This window comes from Rhodococcus sp. G6(2025), assembly GCF_058628105.1.
Map to the genome: position 1 here is coordinate 1 of NZ_CP179753.1, position 15,631 is coordinate 15,631.

Sequence of the window (15,631 nt, forward strand, 5' to 3'; positions counted from 1 at the left end):
GCTGCTCCCGGCGCTCCGCACCGGGAGACGGAGCGAGTCGCTTCGCTCCCCGCCAGGGAGCCGCTGCGCGGCTCGCAGTGGGTCGATTCCCGTTGCCGTCAATCGAGTCGCTTCGCTCCTCTGGGTTTCCGAGATTAGGTTCTCACCAGTGGTTTTAATCGAAGCGTTCGGTCCGGTCCCCCACACCCCAGCGAGGCTGGGGAGGCAGGAGGGTGTGCCCGACTCGCCGCCCGCTCGGCTTCCCGCACCACTCAATGTCATACCCACAGCATACCACCCGCCCACCGCCACACCCCTCAATCATCCAAAATCAACAATTTCTCAAACCTTGTTTCTCAGCAACGTATTACGAACCTTACAATCTCACATTTGTGCACAACGCACGTAATTACTTATCTACCAATTATTTATCCAAACATGTTGTAAATCAACACCTTTCAAAAACTCGACTCTAAACCGGGGCGAAACAGGCACCCCACGCGCCCGTCGACACCCCCACACCCGGCGTCGGCACTCCCCTGTGTGGGGGTCGCCGGCAACCCCCACATCACAAACCGGGGACATGTCATCACACCAGGTCACAACACCATTACACCCCCACACGGCACACGGAATGCGCCTACGGGGCGTCTACATCGGTGCGGGTCCAGCCAGGGCGGTCCGATCGACGCGGCCCTCCACGTACTGCCCACCCGACGGACCATCAAGCACCGTCAGCAGCAACTCACGGCCCGCCGGCGAAGCACAAGCGGCTACCGGACGCGCTCTTCTCGAGCCCCTCCGGGACATCTCATCTTTCCTGGTCAGCACGCTGCCCCAGACCCCGGTCCTTACCGTCCATCCACGCAATCACATCGAAGACCCGCAACACCGTAAAATCTCCTCCGCAGCCCCGATCCTCAGCAACCGCCCGTGCAACGCCCCGTCGTCGGCACGCAGCGCCTCCCGCACCGGATTCAAGTGGGCGCGTGCAGTACCCAAAACCCCCATCACCACCGAATCCCAGATCGGGAACAGGCGCGGGGACGTTTACGGGCAATCAGCTTCGTGGCCTTCGTCCGGCCGATCCCCGGCAACGCCCACAGCGCCGTTTCCAGGTCCCAGGCAGGCCACCCCTGGCCGAGCGGATCCGATTCGTCGAACCAAGTCCCGATCCGGTCCCACCGCCCGCAGAAGCACGCTCAGCGCCTCCGCGGCGGTATCCAGGATCGCCCGCGCCGCCCTCGGCGGAATCTGCACGGACAAGAACGTCACCGCCGCCGCGACGACTCCGCGGACCAGATCACGGTCATCCGAGTGCAGCAGGGCGTCGACCATCGCCGTCGCCGCCGCGAGGAAACCTAAAACACGAAAAACGGCCCCTCCCGATTGAGCTCAAGGCCGAACCCGCGTGTGGACGGGACAAACGTCGACACCATGGAAAACATGAAGGGGTTCATGCGCGTTTAGGGACCGTAGCGACGAAACCCCACGGGCGATACCGTCCACGGCATGCCCAGACTCACCGAGGAACAGAAGAAGCAGCGCGCCGCCGACAAAGTCATGCGTGACGCCCTCGAAGCCGAGGAACGCGATCGGCGCGAAACAGAGAAACGACTCGAATGGGAAAGGAACGGAACCTACCTCACCGAAGTCGAGTTCGAAGCGAACATGCCCTGTCGAGGTTGCGGCAGACCATTCATCGACAACCGAGGTTCATGGCCTCCGGAAATGCACATGACTCCCGCTGAACGTGAGGAATACGACGCCGAAAACAAGTACTACCTCGACAGACACCGTGACTGCCACGCCTATAGAACTGGCATCAGCGGCTCACGGATAACCCACTGCGGATTCTGCTGTCCGCCTCCGCCGCTCAGCCCTAGGCAAATCGAAGTCATCCGAAATCTGTTCCGGAGCGCATCGAAGATCCCCGAACACGAACTCGACATCTGGGCGTCAACACTCACATGCGGACACACCGTCGAAGTCAGACAGCACCGCTCGTCCAGGTCGCGGACAAGCAGAGTCGAGGATTGCCCAGCACGCGCGGCACGACGAGGTGTTATCGGCACCGACCGTATCGGGCCAGCGGCACGTCCACCAGCGAGAACAATGTCCGAACAGCCGACGCTGACCACTGCAGAGGCTGACGCCATCAAGATGGTGGAGGAACAACAGGCGGCCTTGCAGCTTGCGAAAGATCGATTGAAACAGATCCGTCGCGACGTCGCCCGTGGCGTCAGTTTGGAAGACTGAATACAGCAGCGGAGCCAACCCGTCGGGGTGCTGGCGCATCGACTCGACGACACGCGGATCCTGTCGCTCGTGGTGCCAGCACTGCCGATTACCCCAACGTCAGATTGAAGTCGTCGAGGAGCGAGGCGGTCACCGCATCCCGAGCCCATCCGTCGGTGTCGAGTGGTGCCGAGCGCACCACCGTCAGAGCCGGTGTCGTTCGTCCGTCGATCAGCATCAGCGCGAGTTCGTTTCGTCCGTGCCGGCACTCGTAGCGCAGCCCCTGCGCCGCAGGGGTGTGGGTCAGAATGTCGGTTGCGGTCCGGCGAGTCTGCCCGTAGTCCCGCCAGGTGCACGCCGTCAGGGAGGCATCCCGGCCGAGCGGGATCAGGTTCCGCTGCCCGTCCAGCACCGCGACGTCGACATCATCGTCCAGCACGAGTTGCGCCAAGGACTTACCGGCCAGCAGCCGTTGTCGGATGATCAGGTCCGGTGGGATGTCCTGGCCACGCAGAATGCCCTCGGCGACCACCGCACCCACCGACAACCCGAGATACAGGTAACCGCCCAGCGCGGCCCCACCCGGGCACACGGCAGGGTCGTGGACAGGCTCGAAACGCCCCTGCACCGGAATGACAGACGTGCGGGTATCGAGGGTGCGGGCATCGACCCAGGGCGCGATGTTGCTGCGATTGAACGCATTCGGAGGATAGGACGAGGATGTCCAGTGCACCCGCCACACCGATGTCCCCGCCGCGATGGTGTCGATGTTCGCCGGATTGCCGTTGTAGGCCCCCACTCTCCTACATTCCCCGCTCGGCCAGGCTGATCATGTTGTCGACGGCGATCTCGGTCAGATCGCCGTCCTCGAGCTCCTGCAACGGGGTTCGGCCGTCGAGGATGTCGGAGGGGGTGCGCCACCAGGACGTGACCCCCCACGGGTCCTCCGCCGCCCCCAACCTGCTGTTCGCGTACGCCACGATCGGCCACACCCGGTGATGCACCGTATCGAACTGGAACGCCGGATAGTGATAATCGGGGCGGCGCCCCAACGGCAAACCGAGCAACACACCCTCATCCCGCAACTTCTTCACCAGAGTCCGCGATTCCCCCGCCCGCGGGGCCAGCACCCGCCCGGCCTCCCCGGCCTTGAAGGTGGCCACCTGCTCGAGCAACGACTGCCGCCGCTGCGCCGCCGCGCCCGCAAGGTCCCCGGCACGAGTGCCCACCGGGTCGGCGAACGCCTCATCGAGAATCAGCTTCGCGATCAGCGCCCACTCCTGACGCGGCGCATTCCGGGTCACGTACTCCACGAACTCGCCAGCCACCTCCACACCACGGCCCGCACCAGTGGGCCGGGCAGCACTCAACCGGTGACCACGACCGGCCACCACCCGCGACCCACCCCCGCTTTTCGCGGCCGGCGCCTTGATCACCTTCCGCCGTGTTCGATTCTCCGGCATCCCACACCTCCGATACGTGAAGTACGTAAAAATCATCGTACTCCACGTACTCCCTGCAGGGGGCCGACCCACGATCCGGAGATTTCATTTCGGACTCCGTGAAGTCGAGCAGGACCCGGCGGTAGAGGCCAGGCACCGCCTGCAAATTCAGCGACGCCAGATCGAGGTCAGCGGGCCGGCCGCGAACTCCGACCGCTACGACACGCGCGTGCGCCCCGAAAAATCGCATGAATGCCTCTCGCCGAAGCGGCAAGCGTTCACCGTATGTGGTGGGCGCGCAAGGCTGGAAACCGCTGGGTGGGGCTGCCTACAGGGGTGCTTACGCCCCGGAGACCTCCTACACGAACCGCTTCCCTCGGCTATTGCCTCGGGCACCCACATCATGTCGGTGCCGGCTGCGGCGACGCAACAGTAGGGTCCGTGACCTGCACGGAAGCAGCTGGCACACACCCGAGCCGCCCGCGACGGCCAGGCGCAGGTTCTTCCGCAGCGGCCCGTGCGTCCTTTCTCGTTCTCCTCCGTCTGATCTGGTACCCAACCCGACGGATCAAGGAGCCACCATGACCAACCCCCACGAGTTCGAGAACCCGGCGACGGATCGAACGGACGCAACACCACAGGCTGCGGCGCCCACGTGTTGCAGCACCGAGAGGCAAACCATCTGCTGCGACCAGCGTGAGAAGTCGACGTGCTGCGGTCCGGCGGCGACGGCCGGCGGCGGGTGCGGCTGCCAGTAGCCACTCAATTCACAACAGATGGCGGTGCGGTGCGAGCGAAGATGGCTCGCACCGCACCGCCGTCTGAGCTGGGTCATGCGACCGGTCGCCGTCCCCCGGAGACGGTGTGCGGGGCTATTGGTCCGCCGGCGTTGTGGCGCCGCAGGCGCAGGTTCCGCCGCTGCGGGGCTGGTAGTCGTGCACGTGGCCGGTGCGGTCCTGGCTGATCTCACAGCAGGCGTGCAGTCGGGCCTGGAGGGTGGCGCGGCCGCGTTGGACCCGGGATTTCATCCCGGACACCGAGATTCCCGCCTCGTCGGCGGCGGCGGCGTGGGTGCGGGCGTCGAGGTCGACCATCCGCACCGCGGCGGCCTGCTCGGCGGGCAACCCGGAGAGCATCGGCACCAGGCAGGAGGCGAGTTCCTTCTCCGCCGCCTCGTCGGCGTCGGGTTCGCCGTCCGGTGGGGTGTCGGGGACAGCGTCGACGGCGAGCTCGCGGCGGTGGGGCGCGGACCGGTAGTAGTCGGTGATCGCGTTGCGGGTGATGGCATACATCCAGCCGAGGAGCCGGTCCTGCTCGCGCAGGTTGTCCAGGCTCTTGGCCATCCGCAGGAACACGATCGACAGGATGTCGTCGGCGTCCTCGGGACGGGAGACCCGGCGGGCGATGAAGGCCCGCAGGTCGCTCGAGAAGCGGCGCCAGAGCTGGTCGAGATCTGCTGGTACCGGCTGTGTGGTTGCGGTGGTGGCCGTGTCCTCGCTGCTCATGATCTGTGGTTCCTTTCCGTCTCCAGCATCCCCGCCCGGCGGCGCGGTGGCGACCCCTTCGGGGCGCCCTTTCGAGGTACCGACGACGGTGACCGGATACGGACGCATCCGCGATCCGACGTCGTCGTTGCGTCCATATCCGGGATGCCTCGTCTGTATGGGTGTCGATGTCGATGACGGGTTCTCCGGTTCGACGTATCAGTAGAAGCGCGGTGAGGAGGTGAGAGCGATGCTGACCACACATTTGTTTTCGGGTCTGACCGACGAAGAGGTCGATCTGATCGTGGCGGAGGAACTGCATCTGCTCGACGCCGCCGCATGAGCGCCGTCGCCGCCCGCACCGGGCGTATCCGCTGACCACAGCACTCTCCTAGCCCTTACCCCCTCTGTATTGGGGTAGGGGCCGGAAGAGTGCCCGGAGCCAGACGGACAGCACACACGAAGAACCCGCCCCATCCTTCGGTGAAGGACGGGGCGGGTGTGTCGCCGGTCAGCGGGTGCGTACCGACCGCACCAGACGGGTGAGGACGGGGACGGCGGTGACCACCGCCCACAACCCGATCGCCGCGACCAGGGCCGCGGCGGTGTCACCAGCGGTGGCGGTGCCGAGCACGTGCCCGCGCAGGGCGTCGGTGGCGTGCGCGACCGGATTCACCGTCGCCATGGCCTGCATCCAGCCGGGCATGGTCTCGATCGGCGCGAACGCACTCGAGACGAACATCAGCGGCATCATCACCATCATCCCGGCGAACTGCACCACGTCCGGCCGCCGCAGCCGGTCCCCGATCAGCCCGAACAGCGCGCTCATCGCCCCCGCGAGCACCACCAGCACCACGACCGCGGCGACGGCATCGACGGCGGTGCCGTGGAACTCGAAACCCAAAGCGACGGCCGCGATCCCGAGCAACGCAGCCCGGGCCAGGGTGAACGCGGCCTCGTTGATCGTGCGGGCCACCCCCGGCAACGCCGCCCGCATCGGCAGGGCCGCGAATCGGTCGTGCAGGCCGTTGGTGTGATCGATGGCGGCGGAGACGCCGGCGTTGGTGCCGGCCATCACCGTGGAGACGGCGAGCATGGCCGGGGTGAGGAAGACGATGTAGCTGACCCCGGCCGGGAAACCGGGTCCGGCGGCGACGCTGCGGAAGACCTGGCTGAACAGCACCAACATGGCCATCGGCATGGTCAGCGAGAACATCAGCAACTGCGGGACGCGGGCACTGGTGCGCAGGTTCCGGACGGTGAGGGCGGCGAGCTGGTCCACGGCCGAGGGACGCCCGACCTGGGCGGTGGTGGTGGTGGTGCGGATGGTGGTCATCGGTGGGCTCCGGGGGTGTGGGCGAGGTGGGTGAAGACGTCGTCGAGGCTCGGGGAGGTCACGTCCAGGTCAGTGACCTCGATGCCGCCGCGGTGCAGGTGAGCGACCAGTTCGGTCGCGGTGGGGGCGTCGTCGACGGTGACCGACACCCGAACCCGGTCGGCGTCGACCCGGTCGGCGTCCGGGATGAACGGCAGCGCGGCGAGCTGACCGGCGGGGACGGTCGCGCTGACGACCTTGCCGCCGACGATCCGTTTCAGCTCGGCGGGGGTGCCGCGGGCGGCGACCCGGCCCCGACTCAGGACCACGATGTGGTCGGCGAGCCGGTCGGCTTCCTCGAGGTACTGGGTGGTGAGCACGACCGTGGTGCCCGCGTCGGTGAGCTCGTCGACGACGTCCCACAGCCCGGTGCGGGCGATCGGGTCCAGGCCGGTGGTCGGCTCGTCGAGGAACAGCACCGACGGAGAGCCGGCGAGGCTGGCGGCCAGATCGATCCGGCGGCGCGAGCCGCCGGAGAGTTCCCCGACCCGCCGGGTGGCGTACTCGTCCAATCCGAGCCGGTCGATCAGCGCGTCGGCCCGTACGCGGGCGGCGGTGCGGCGCAGCCCGGTCAGGCGGCCGATCAGTTCCAGATTTTCCCGGGCGGTGAGGAATTCGTCGAGCCCGGCGTATTGGCCGGTCACCCCGATCCGGCGGCGCACCTGGTCGGCGGCGGCGACGACGTCGAGACCCTCGATCTGCACGCGGCCGACGGTGGGCCGCACCAGGGTGGTCAACGTGCGGATCAGGGTGGTCTTGCCGGCACCGTTGTGGCCGAGGACCCCGAGGGTGGTCCCGGCGGCAGCCTCCAGGTCGACGCCGTCGAGAGCCCAGGTTGTGCCATAGGCGACGTGCAGGTCCTCGACGAGGACGGCAGGGGCGGTCATCTCGCACCCCCGCGGTGGTCTCCGGCCGGGCGGGTAGTCGGGTGCGTGGTCATCGCAGGGTTCCTCTCGAAGAAGGGTGTGCTCTCACCCGGTTCTGGATGAGAGTCCGCTTCCTCAGACGAAGCAACTTCGCGTTGGACGCGCCCACCGCCGAATCAGCTCTCTATCGGACGCCGGCGAGCCTGCTCACCAGGTGGTGGGCGTCGCGGTCCACCCCGCGCAGCGACGCCGACGACAGCGTCCGTTGCCACTCCAATCCCAGGTGGTGTCAGGCGGCGATGTCGGCCTTGCGGTGATGCGGGATGCTGGCGGCCCCGATCAGGGCCGCGACCACGGCGAGGGCGGCGAGGATCAGGTAGGTGCGGGCGTAGCTGCCGGTCCACGCCGACAGGACGGTTCCGGCCCACGGGGCCAGGGCCATGACGATGACGACCGGGGCGGACATCAGCCCGTTCAGGCGTCCGTAGTGGGTGGCGCCCCATCGGTCGGTGATCGCGGTGGCCTGGATCAGGGTGAAGATCCCGCGGATCAGCCCGGCCCCGATGGCCACCGAAATCAACGCGATGGTGGTGGAGGCGATCCCGAGCAATGCGGTGCTGGCGGCGGTGGCGGCGAGGATGACCACGATCCGGGTGCGGGCGGTGGTGCGGGCGGCGATCGGAAGGTAGCCGAGGCGGCCGAGGACCTGCCCGGCACCGCCCAACCCTAGGGTGAGGGCCGCCAGCGACGGGGAGAAGCCCTGCTCGATCAGCAACGGGACCAGGTTGAACACCCCGGCGAACGCGGCGAACGCCCCGAGACTCAGTGCGATGACGAGGGCGAGGAACGCGCGGCTGCGAGAGGCATCCCGGTGATCGACCGGATGGTCCCCCACTGGGGTGGGTGGGCGCGGCCACCGCCCACGCAACCCCAGCAGGTGCCCAGGCACGGTGACGACGGCAAGGACGGCGGCGAGGACGAGATAGGTTGTGCGCCAGTCATACCGGTCGACCAGCGCGGCGGTGAGCGGGGCGAAGACGGTGCTGGCCAGCCCGGCGGCCAGGGTCAGGATCATCAGCGCTTTGACGTAGCCGCCGCCGTACCAGCGGGTCAGCGCCGCGAACGCCGGCGGATACAGCACGCCGCCCATCGCGATCCCGGCCGCGATCCAGCCGGCGTAGAAGATCGGCAGACTCGGGGCCGCCGCCACCACCAGCAGGGACGGAACGGCCAGGACGGAGCCGGCGGTCATCACCGTCCGTGGGCCGATCCGGTCGATGATCCGCCCCACCGGAATGCCCGTGAGTGCTGCGGCGAGCTGGGAGATCGAGAACGCGGCGGTGATCTGCGGCAGCGACCACCCGGTATCGGCCGAGATGGATACCGAGAGCACCGGAAACGCGTAGTAGAGGATGCCCCAGCTGGTGATCTCGGTCAGGCACAGCACCGCCAGGACCCGCCGCAGACCGGTCCCGTCGAGAGACGCGGTCTGCGGCAGGGTCCTGGTGTCCGTCATCGGTTATCGGCCCGCGCGGGTGGCGAGACTGATCAGCGCCAGGTCCGGTGCGGGGCAGCACCCAGCGGGTGCTTCCTCGGCGTCGACGGTGTCGGCAGGGGTGTCGGCGTCGTCGAACACCCCGGCGCCGCCGCACACTCCGGTCTCCGGCAACGTGAGTTCGACCCGGGCGGCGGCGTCGTGGTCCCCGGCCAGGGCGGCCGCGATGCTGCGGACCTGCTCGTACCCGGTCATCGCCAGGAACGTCGGGGCGCGGCCGTAGCTCTTCATCCCGACCAGGAACACATTCGGCTCCGGATGCGACAGTTCGGCGACCCCGTGCGGGTAGACAGTGCCGCAGGAATGCACGTTCGGATCGATCAACGGCGCCAACTGGGTCGGGGCCTGCAGCACCGGATCCAGGCCCAGGCGAATCTCCGAGAGCCAGGACAAATCGGGCCGGAACCCGGTAAGCACCACCACCCGATCGACGTCCTCGATCCGGGCGCCGGTGTCGGACACCAACACCACCCGCTCACCGTGGGACTCGATGGCTGCGGTGCGGAATCCGGGAACCACCTGCAACAGCCCGTCGTCGACCGCCGCCTTGGCGCGCAATCCGAGGGCGCCGCGGGCGGGCAGCTGATCGTCCTCGCCGCCGCCGAAGGCGGAGCCGGCGTCGCCGCGGCGCAGCACCCAGCTGATCCGGGTACCCGGCGCCTGCTTCTCCAGATCGGCCAACGCGACGATGGCGGTCAGCGCCGAGTGCCCACTGCCGGCGATCACGATGTGCTTGCCCGCGTACCGATCCCGCACCTTCGGGTCGTCGATGTTCGGCACCCGGTACTCGATCCGGTCGGCCGCGGACTTCTCGCCGAGTGCGGGCAGACCTTCACCGCCGAGCGGATTGGGGGTGGTCCAGGTGCCGGAGGCGTCGATGACGGCCTGCGCGAGGATGCGGTCCGCGGTGCCGTCGGCGCGGCGCAGGTGCACCGAGAGCGGTTCGGTGTCGCGGCCGGCGTCGACGACCCGGTCCCGGCCGCGGCGGGCCACGCCGACCACCTCGGTGCCCAGCTGCACGATGTCGCCAAGGGCGGCGGCCAGCGGCGAAAGGTAGTCGCGGGTCCAGTCCTGGCCGGTTGGGTACGCCTCGTCGTCCGGGGCCACCCAGCCGGTGGCGACGAGCAGGCGGCGGGCGGCGGGGTCGATCAGCTCACCCCAGCGGGAGAACAGCCGCACGTGGTTCCACTCGGAGATCGCCGCACCGGCCACCGGGCCGCGTTCGAAGACCAGCGGGGTCAGGCCGCGCTCACGCAATTGTGCCGCGGCTGCGAGGCCGATCGGGCCGGCGCCTACGACGACTACGGGCAAGGTGTTCATCTGGATAATCCTTTCATCGACGTTCATCGATCCATTGAGATCGAAGAGTATCGATGTGCGTCGATTAATGCAACCATCGATGGATATCGATATAGTGAAGGGCATGACTTCCCTGGACATGCCGGTCGTCCGCGCCCCCGGTGCCGAGCAGGTGGATGCGTTGGCGCCGGAGGACGCGGTCACCTACGCCGGCTGGTTCGCCTGCCTGGCCGACCCGACCCGGGTGCGGCTGCTGCACCACGTCGCCTCCCGCCCGGCCGGGATCACGGTCGGCGATCTCGCCTCGGCGCTGGAGATCGGTCAGCCCACCGTCTCCCATCACGTCCGCAAGCTCGCCGACGTCGGGTTCGTCTCGGTACACAAGAACGGCACCAGCACCGTCGTCACGGTCAACCCGTCCTGCTGCACCGGTCTCCCGCACGCCGCCGACGCGGTGATGGGTGTGCTCACCCCGCGCCCGTGCTGCCCGGACGACCTCCCCGACGACGTCGTGGTTCGCGCCATGACCGAGCAGGATTGGGACGATGTGCGCCGAATCTACGGCGAGGGAATCGCCACCCGCATCGCCACCTTCACCACCGAGGTCCCCGCCCACGAGGTGTTGGACACCCAGTGGCTCGACGGGCATCGGTGGGTCGCCGAAATCGACGGCGTCGTGGTCGGCTGGGCCGCCCTGTCCTCGGTGTCCGGGCGGGACTGCTACGCCGGGGTGGCCGAGAACTCGATCTACGTCGCCGACGGGATGCGCGGGCGCGGGGTCGGGAAGACTTTGCTGCGCACCCAGGTGATCGCCGCCGACGAGGCCGGGCTGTGGACGTTGCAGACCTCGATCTTCCCGGAGAACCGGGCTTCCATCGCTCTGCACCACTCCGCCGGGTTCCGCACCCTCGGGGTGCGCGAGCGCATCGCCCAGCTCGACGGGATCTGGCGCGACGCCGTCTTCCTCGAACGCCGCAGCCCCGTCGCCGGGTAACCCGGAACCGACTGAGGCGCATCATGTCCGAGCCGCCACCCGTCGACCGCCAGGAGATCGCCGCCGACCTCGAACGCGCCCGCCGAACGCTGCACGAAATCCTCGGCCGCGCCACCGCAGCGGATTTCGATCGACGCTCCGCCGGCACCCGCTGGACCAATGAACAACTGCTGTTCCACATGGTTTTCGGCTACATGGTGGTGCGCCGACTGCTGATCCTGGTCCGGGTGTTCTCCCGGTTGCCGGACCGGGTCGGCCGAGGATTCGCCCGCGGACTGGACGCCGCCACGCCGGCGTTCCACGAGGTCAATTACCTCGGCTCGTGCGCGGCGGCCACCGTCTTCGATCGCCGCCGGATGGGCCGCCAGTGCGACCGCGTCATCGCGAATCTGCAACGCTCCCTCGCCCGGGAAACGGAGGCGAACCTGCTGCGCAGCATGGCTTTTCCGGTGCGCTGGGATCCGCTGTTCACCGAGACCATGACCCTCGAACAGGTCTACCGGTATCCGGGTAAGCACTTCGACTTCCACCGCGCCCAGCTCACTCTCGGCTGACGCCGCACCGTCGGAACTCCGGTGCCTTCGACTGGCCCGGTACGCACCGACGGGCGCCGGCCCCGCCGACATCAGCTCGGGTGCGTCCTTCCGGACCGGCCGGCGTCTATAGGTGTGCCGACATCCCGGCTATCCATCGAGGACGAGGAAACTTTCATGACCACCATTCCCACCGATACCCACATCGACATCGACCGCGCGCTCAAGGCCAAGCACCGGGCGCTGTGGGCCTCCGGCGATTACCCGGCCGTTGCCGCCGAGCTGATCCCGACCCTCGGCGAGGTGCTCGTGGAAGCAGTCGATATCCGCTCCGGCCAGCGGGTGCTCGACGTGGCCGCCGGCAGCGGCAACGCCGCGATCCCGGCTGCCGCGCGCGGCGCCACCGTCGTCGCGTCGGACCTGACACCGGAACTGTTCGTCGCCGGGCGAGCGATCGCCGACCAGCGCGGCGTCGAGCTGGACTGGGTCGAGGCCGACGCAGAGGCGTTGGCGTTCGACGACGACAGCTTCGACGCCGTCATCTCGGTCGTCGGAGCAATGTTCGCGCCGCACCATCAGCGGACAGCCGACGAGATGCTGCGAGTCTGCCGGCCCGGCGGCACCATCGCGATGATCAACTGGACACCGCAGGGCCTGATCGGCAACCTGTTCAAGACCATGGGACCCTACGCACCGCCCCCGCCGCCCGGTGCGAACCCGCCGCCGCTGTGGGGCGACGAGCAACACATCCGCGACCTGTTCGGCGACCGGGTGACCGCCCTCGACGCGCACCGCCAGTCGCTCGTGATCGACCGCTTCGCCAACCCGACCGAATTCCGGGAGTTCTGGAAACGCAACTACGGCCCGACGATCGCCGTCTACCGCCACAACGCCGCGGACCCGGATCGGATCGCGCACCTCGAACAGGATTTCCTGCAGTTCCTCACCGCATGGAATCGGGCCGATGCGCCCGGTCGGACACACTACGAAGCCGAATACCTTCTCGTCACCGCACGCAAACGGTAGTCCGCATCGGTCCTCGGTCACCGGCAGCGCACCGGGAGGATCGCGGAACACTCCGCCAGCTGTGAGATGCGGAAAGAACCCCATACGCCGACGGCAAACCATCGACTCGACTCGAAGGTCAAGCCGGGATCGTCGACTCCCTACCCGGACACAGGTCCACCGACTACCGATTTGCGGCCTGATTTGATTCCTGTCAATATCGAAGCATGTCGAAACAAGAGGTGTCGGAGAGCGGTGCCTGCTGCTCACCCCTGGCACGCGAACCCTTGACCGAGGACTGGGCCGGGGATCTGGCCCGAATGTTCAAGGCCCTCGGCGACCCGGTCCGGCTGCGCCTGCTCAGCCTCGTCGCCTCCCACGCGGGCGGCGAGGCGTGCGTGTGCGACATCTCCGCCACGATCGAGTTGTCCCAGCCGACGATCTCGCACCACCTGAAGGTGCTGCGCCACGCCGGATTACTGGACTGCGAACGCCGCGGCACCTGGGTGTACTACTGGGTGATCCCCTCCGCCCTGCAGCAACTGTCGGCGGTGCTGCTCACCGAGGGCGGACCCGTCGTCCCGTCCGAAGCGTGCGCCACGGAGGTGCCGGCATGAGTGAGACCGCCACCGAACACCCGGCCGTCGTCGGGAAACTCTCCACCCTCGACCGGTTCCTGCCGGTGTGGATCGGCGTCGCCATGGTCGCCGGACTACTGCTGGGCCGGATGATTCCCGGCCTCGGGGACGCCGTGTCCGCGGTGGAGATCGACGGCATCTCGTTGCCGATCGCGCTCGGACTGCTGATCATGATGTACCCGGTGCTCGCCAAGGTCCGCTACGACCGGCTCGACACCGTCACCGGCGACCGCAAACTCCTCGTCGGCTCGTTGGTCCTGAACTGGGTGCTCGGGCCCGCGCTGATGTTCGCCCTCGCCTGGCTGCTGCTGCCGGACCTGCCCGAGTACCGCACCGGCCTAATCATCGTCGGCCTGGCCCGCTGCATCGCCATGGTGATCATCTGGAACGACCTCGCCTGCGGTGACCGCGAGGCCGCCGCCGTGCTGGTCGCAATCAACTCGGTGTTCCAGGTGCTCATGTTCGCCGTCCTCGGCTGGTTCTACCTCTCGGTCCTTCCCGGCTGGCTGGGTCTCGAACAGACCACCATCGACACCTCGCCGTGGCAGATCGCCAAATCGGTACTGATCTTCCTGGGCATCCCCCTGCTCGCCGGCTACCTGACCCGCCGTTTCGGCGAAAAGGCCAAGGGCCGTGAGTGGTACGAGTCCACGTTCATCCCGAAGATCGGGCCCTGGGCGCTGTACGGGCTGTTGTTCACGATCGTGATCCTCTTCGCCCTTCAAGGTGAGCAGATCACCTCCCAGCCGTGGGACGTCGTCCGCATCGCCATTCCGTTGCTGGCGTATTTCGCGATCATGTGGGGCGGCGGCTACGCCCTCGGCGCGGCCATGGGTCTGGGTTACGAGCGCACCACCACCCTGGCGTTCACCGCCGCGGGCAACAACTTCGAACTCGCCATCGCCGTGGCCATCGCCACCTACGGCGCCACCTCCGGTCAGGCGTTGGCCGGTGTCGTCGGACCGCTGATCGAGGTCCCCGTCCTCGTCGCCCTGGTCTACGTGTCCCTGGCGCTCCGTAACCGCTTCACCCACTCGACTGGTTTCACCCCCGAATCTGCATCTGTGACGAAGGAGTCCTGATGTCCGACAGCCCGCTCGAGAAGGAACTGTTCCCCTCGCTCCACCGGGCAGGGCCGGAACTGCTGATGCCCCAGGCGGTCCTCTCGCGCACCGCCGCAGACCTGGCCGAACCTACACCGGCGTCTTCTCCCCGCAGACGGTGGAGCGGTACGTCTTCGAGTCCTACACCGCGCTGCGGCGCACCTCCAAGGTGCACACCCACCTGACCACCTTGGCCGGGCGGTTCGCCGCCGACCGGCTCACCGCCCTGGCCCAATCACAGGGTGCGGCACCGAAGGACGTCCCGGAGGTGCTGTTCGTGTGCGTGCACAACGCCGGGCGTTCCCAGATGGCCGCCGCCCTGCTCGACCACCACGCCCGCGGGCGGGTGCATGTCCGTTCCGCCGGGTCCGCCCCCATCCACGCGATCAACCCCACCGTTACCCTGGCGATGACCGAGGTCGGGATCGACCTGGGCGCCGAGTACCCGAAGCCGCTGACCGACGACGTCGTCGCCGCCGCCGACGTGGTGGTGTCGATGGGCTGCGGCGACGCCTGTGCGATCTACCCGGGCAAGCGGTACCTGGACTGGGCCCTCGCCGACCCCGACGCGCAACCGCTCGACGTCGTGCGGGTCATCCGCAACGACCTCGACACCCGAGTCCGGGCTCTGCTGCGCGAACTCACCACCGTCCCGGCCTGACCCGGACCAGACGTCCCCGACCCGTTTTTCGAAAGGACTTCCCTCATGTCCAAGCCCTCCGTGTTGTTCGTCTGCGTCCACAACGCCGGCCGCTCCCAGATGGCCGCCGGATTCCTCACTCATCTCGCCGGTGACCGGGTCGAGGTCCGCTCCGCCGGGTCCGCCCCCGCGAAGACCATCAACTCCGCCGCCGTCGAGGCGATGGCCGAGATCGGCATCGACATCTCCGCCCAGTCCCCGAAGATCCTCACCCCAGACACTGTCCAGACCTCCGACGTGGTCATCACCATGGGCTGCGGCGACGCCTGCCCCGTCTTCCCCGGGATCAGCTACCGGGACTGGGCCCTCGAGGACCCGGCCGGTAAGGGCGTCGACGCGGTCCGCCCGATCCGCGACCAGATCAAGTCCAAGGTCGAAGCGCTGATCGCCGAACTCGTCCCCGCCACCGCCTGAACCCGG

The 15,631-nt window shown here is 67.9% G+C and carries 16 protein-coding genes and 2 pseudogenes; 8 read left to right on the forward strand and 10 right to left on the reverse strand.

What is annotated here, in order from left to right:
- Positions 1–849 precede the first annotated feature (849 nt).
- The 3 genes and pseudogenes from ACLIVD_RS42900 to ACLIVD_RS42910 all read right to left on the reverse strand — a co-directional run.
- Positions 850–990: a hypothetical protein gene (locus tag ACLIVD_RS42900; RefSeq protein WP_491933852.1), complete on the reverse strand. Its 141-nt coding sequence runs from the start codon at positions 988–990 to the stop codon at positions 850–852.
- Positions 990–1,154 (reverse strand): DUF6308 family protein, encoded by a 165-nt coding sequence (locus ACLIVD_RS42905; protein WP_491933879.1) that lies wholly within the window; start codon positions 1,152–1,154, stop codon positions 990–992. The genes ACLIVD_RS42900 and ACLIVD_RS42905 overlap by 1 nt, the downstream gene beginning before the upstream one ends.
- A 40-nt stretch (positions 1,155–1,194) precedes the next feature.
- Positions 1,195–1,317: pseudogene (locus tag ACLIVD_RS42910) on the reverse strand (hypothetical protein); the annotation flags it as partial.
- 174 nt (positions 1,318–1,491) lie between these two features.
- On the opposite strand from ACLIVD_RS42910, the gene ACLIVD_RS42915 reads away from it, so the two are divergent.
- Positions 1,492–2,238 carry a hypothetical protein gene (locus tag ACLIVD_RS42915; protein ID WP_491933853.1) on the forward strand — a complete coding sequence of 249 codons (747 nt, stop codon included), beginning with the start codon at positions 1,492–1,494 and terminating at the stop codon, positions 2,236–2,238.
- A gap of 88 nt (positions 2,239–2,326) precedes the next feature.
- On the opposite strand, the gene ACLIVD_RS42920 is transcribed toward ACLIVD_RS42915, so the two are convergent.
- The 7 genes from ACLIVD_RS42920 to ACLIVD_RS42950 form a co-directional block, all read right to left on the reverse strand.
- Entirely contained in the window at positions 2,327–3,016 is a 690-nt protein-coding gene (locus ACLIVD_RS42920) for a hypothetical protein (protein ID WP_491933854.1), read from the reverse strand.
- A 4-nt stretch (positions 3,017–3,020) separates the two neighbouring features.
- The gene (locus tag ACLIVD_RS42925; RefSeq protein WP_491933855.1) at positions 3,021–3,545 is read right to left on the reverse strand and encodes a hypothetical protein; all 525 of its coding nucleotides are present in this window, start codon (positions 3,543–3,545) and stop codon (positions 3,021–3,023) included.
- 986 nt (positions 3,546–4,531) lie between these two features.
- Complete coding sequence (locus tag ACLIVD_RS42930) at positions 4,532–5,164, reverse strand: sigma-70 family RNA polymerase sigma factor (protein WP_491933856.1); 633 nt, start codon at positions 5,162–5,164, stop codon at positions 4,532–4,534.
- A gap of 490 nt (positions 5,165–5,654) precedes the next feature.
- The gene (locus ACLIVD_RS42935) at positions 5,655–6,479 is read right to left on the reverse strand and encodes an ABC transporter permease (protein WP_491933857.1); all 825 of its coding nucleotides are present in this window, start codon (positions 6,477–6,479) and stop codon (positions 5,655–5,657) included.
- Positions 6,476–7,405 carry an ATP-binding cassette domain-containing protein gene (locus tag ACLIVD_RS42940; RefSeq protein WP_206004719.1) on the reverse strand — a complete coding sequence of 310 codons (930 nt, stop codon included), beginning with the start codon at positions 7,403–7,405 and terminating at the stop codon, positions 6,476–6,478. Before ACLIVD_RS42940 ends, ACLIVD_RS42935 begins: the two co-directional genes overlap by 4 nt.
- A gap of 268 nt (positions 7,406–7,673) precedes the next feature.
- Positions 7,674–8,900: an MFS transporter gene (locus ACLIVD_RS42945; protein ID WP_206004720.1), complete on the reverse strand. Its 1,227-nt coding sequence runs from the start codon at positions 8,898–8,900 to the stop codon at positions 7,674–7,676.
- 3 nt (positions 8,901–8,903) lie between these two features.
- Positions 8,904–10,259 carry an NAD(P)-binding domain-containing protein gene (locus ACLIVD_RS42950; RefSeq protein ID WP_206004721.1) on the reverse strand — a complete coding sequence of 452 codons (1,356 nt, stop codon included), beginning with the start codon at positions 10,257–10,259 and terminating at the stop codon, positions 8,904–8,906.
- A 103-nt stretch (positions 10,260–10,362) separates the two neighbouring features.
- Between ACLIVD_RS42950 and ACLIVD_RS42955 the strand changes: the two genes are divergently transcribed.
- From ACLIVD_RS42955 to ACLIVD_RS42985, 7 genes and pseudogenes are all read left to right on the forward strand, one after another.
- The gene (locus tag ACLIVD_RS42955; protein ID WP_206004722.1) at positions 10,363–11,232 is read left to right on the forward strand and encodes a helix-turn-helix domain-containing GNAT family N-acetyltransferase; all 870 of its coding nucleotides are present in this window, start codon (positions 10,363–10,365) and stop codon (positions 11,230–11,232) included.
- A gap of 23 nt (positions 11,233–11,255) precedes the next feature.
- Entirely contained in the window at positions 11,256–11,786 is a 531-nt protein-coding gene (locus ACLIVD_RS42960; protein WP_206004723.1) for a DinB family protein, read from the forward strand.
- A 156-nt stretch (positions 11,787–11,942) separates the two neighbouring features.
- Positions 11,943–12,791, forward strand: coding sequence for a class I SAM-dependent methyltransferase (locus ACLIVD_RS42965; protein ID WP_206004724.1), 849 nt, complete (start codon positions 11,943–11,945; stop codon positions 12,789–12,791).
- Positions 12,792–12,997: 206 nt separating this feature from the next.
- On the forward strand, positions 12,998–13,387 hold the full coding sequence (locus tag ACLIVD_RS42970; protein ID WP_206004725.1) for an ArsR/SmtB family transcription factor: 390 nt from the start codon (positions 12,998–13,000) through the stop codon (positions 13,385–13,387).
- Entirely contained in the window at positions 13,384–14,490 is a 1,107-nt protein-coding gene (arsB, locus tag ACLIVD_RS42975; protein ID WP_206004726.1) for an ACR3 family arsenite efflux transporter, read from the forward strand. Before ACLIVD_RS42970 ends, arsB begins: the two co-directional genes overlap by 4 nt.
- Positions 14,490–15,172: pseudogene (locus tag ACLIVD_RS42980) on the forward strand (arsenate reductase/protein-tyrosine-phosphatase family protein). Before arsB ends, ACLIVD_RS42980 begins: the two are co-directional and overlap by 1 nt.
- A gap of 45 nt (positions 15,173–15,217) precedes the next feature.
- Positions 15,218–15,625: an arsenate reductase ArsC gene (locus ACLIVD_RS42985; protein WP_206004727.1), complete on the forward strand. Its 408-nt coding sequence runs from the start codon at positions 15,218–15,220 to the stop codon at positions 15,623–15,625.
- Positions 15,626–15,631: the final 6 nt, after the last annotated feature.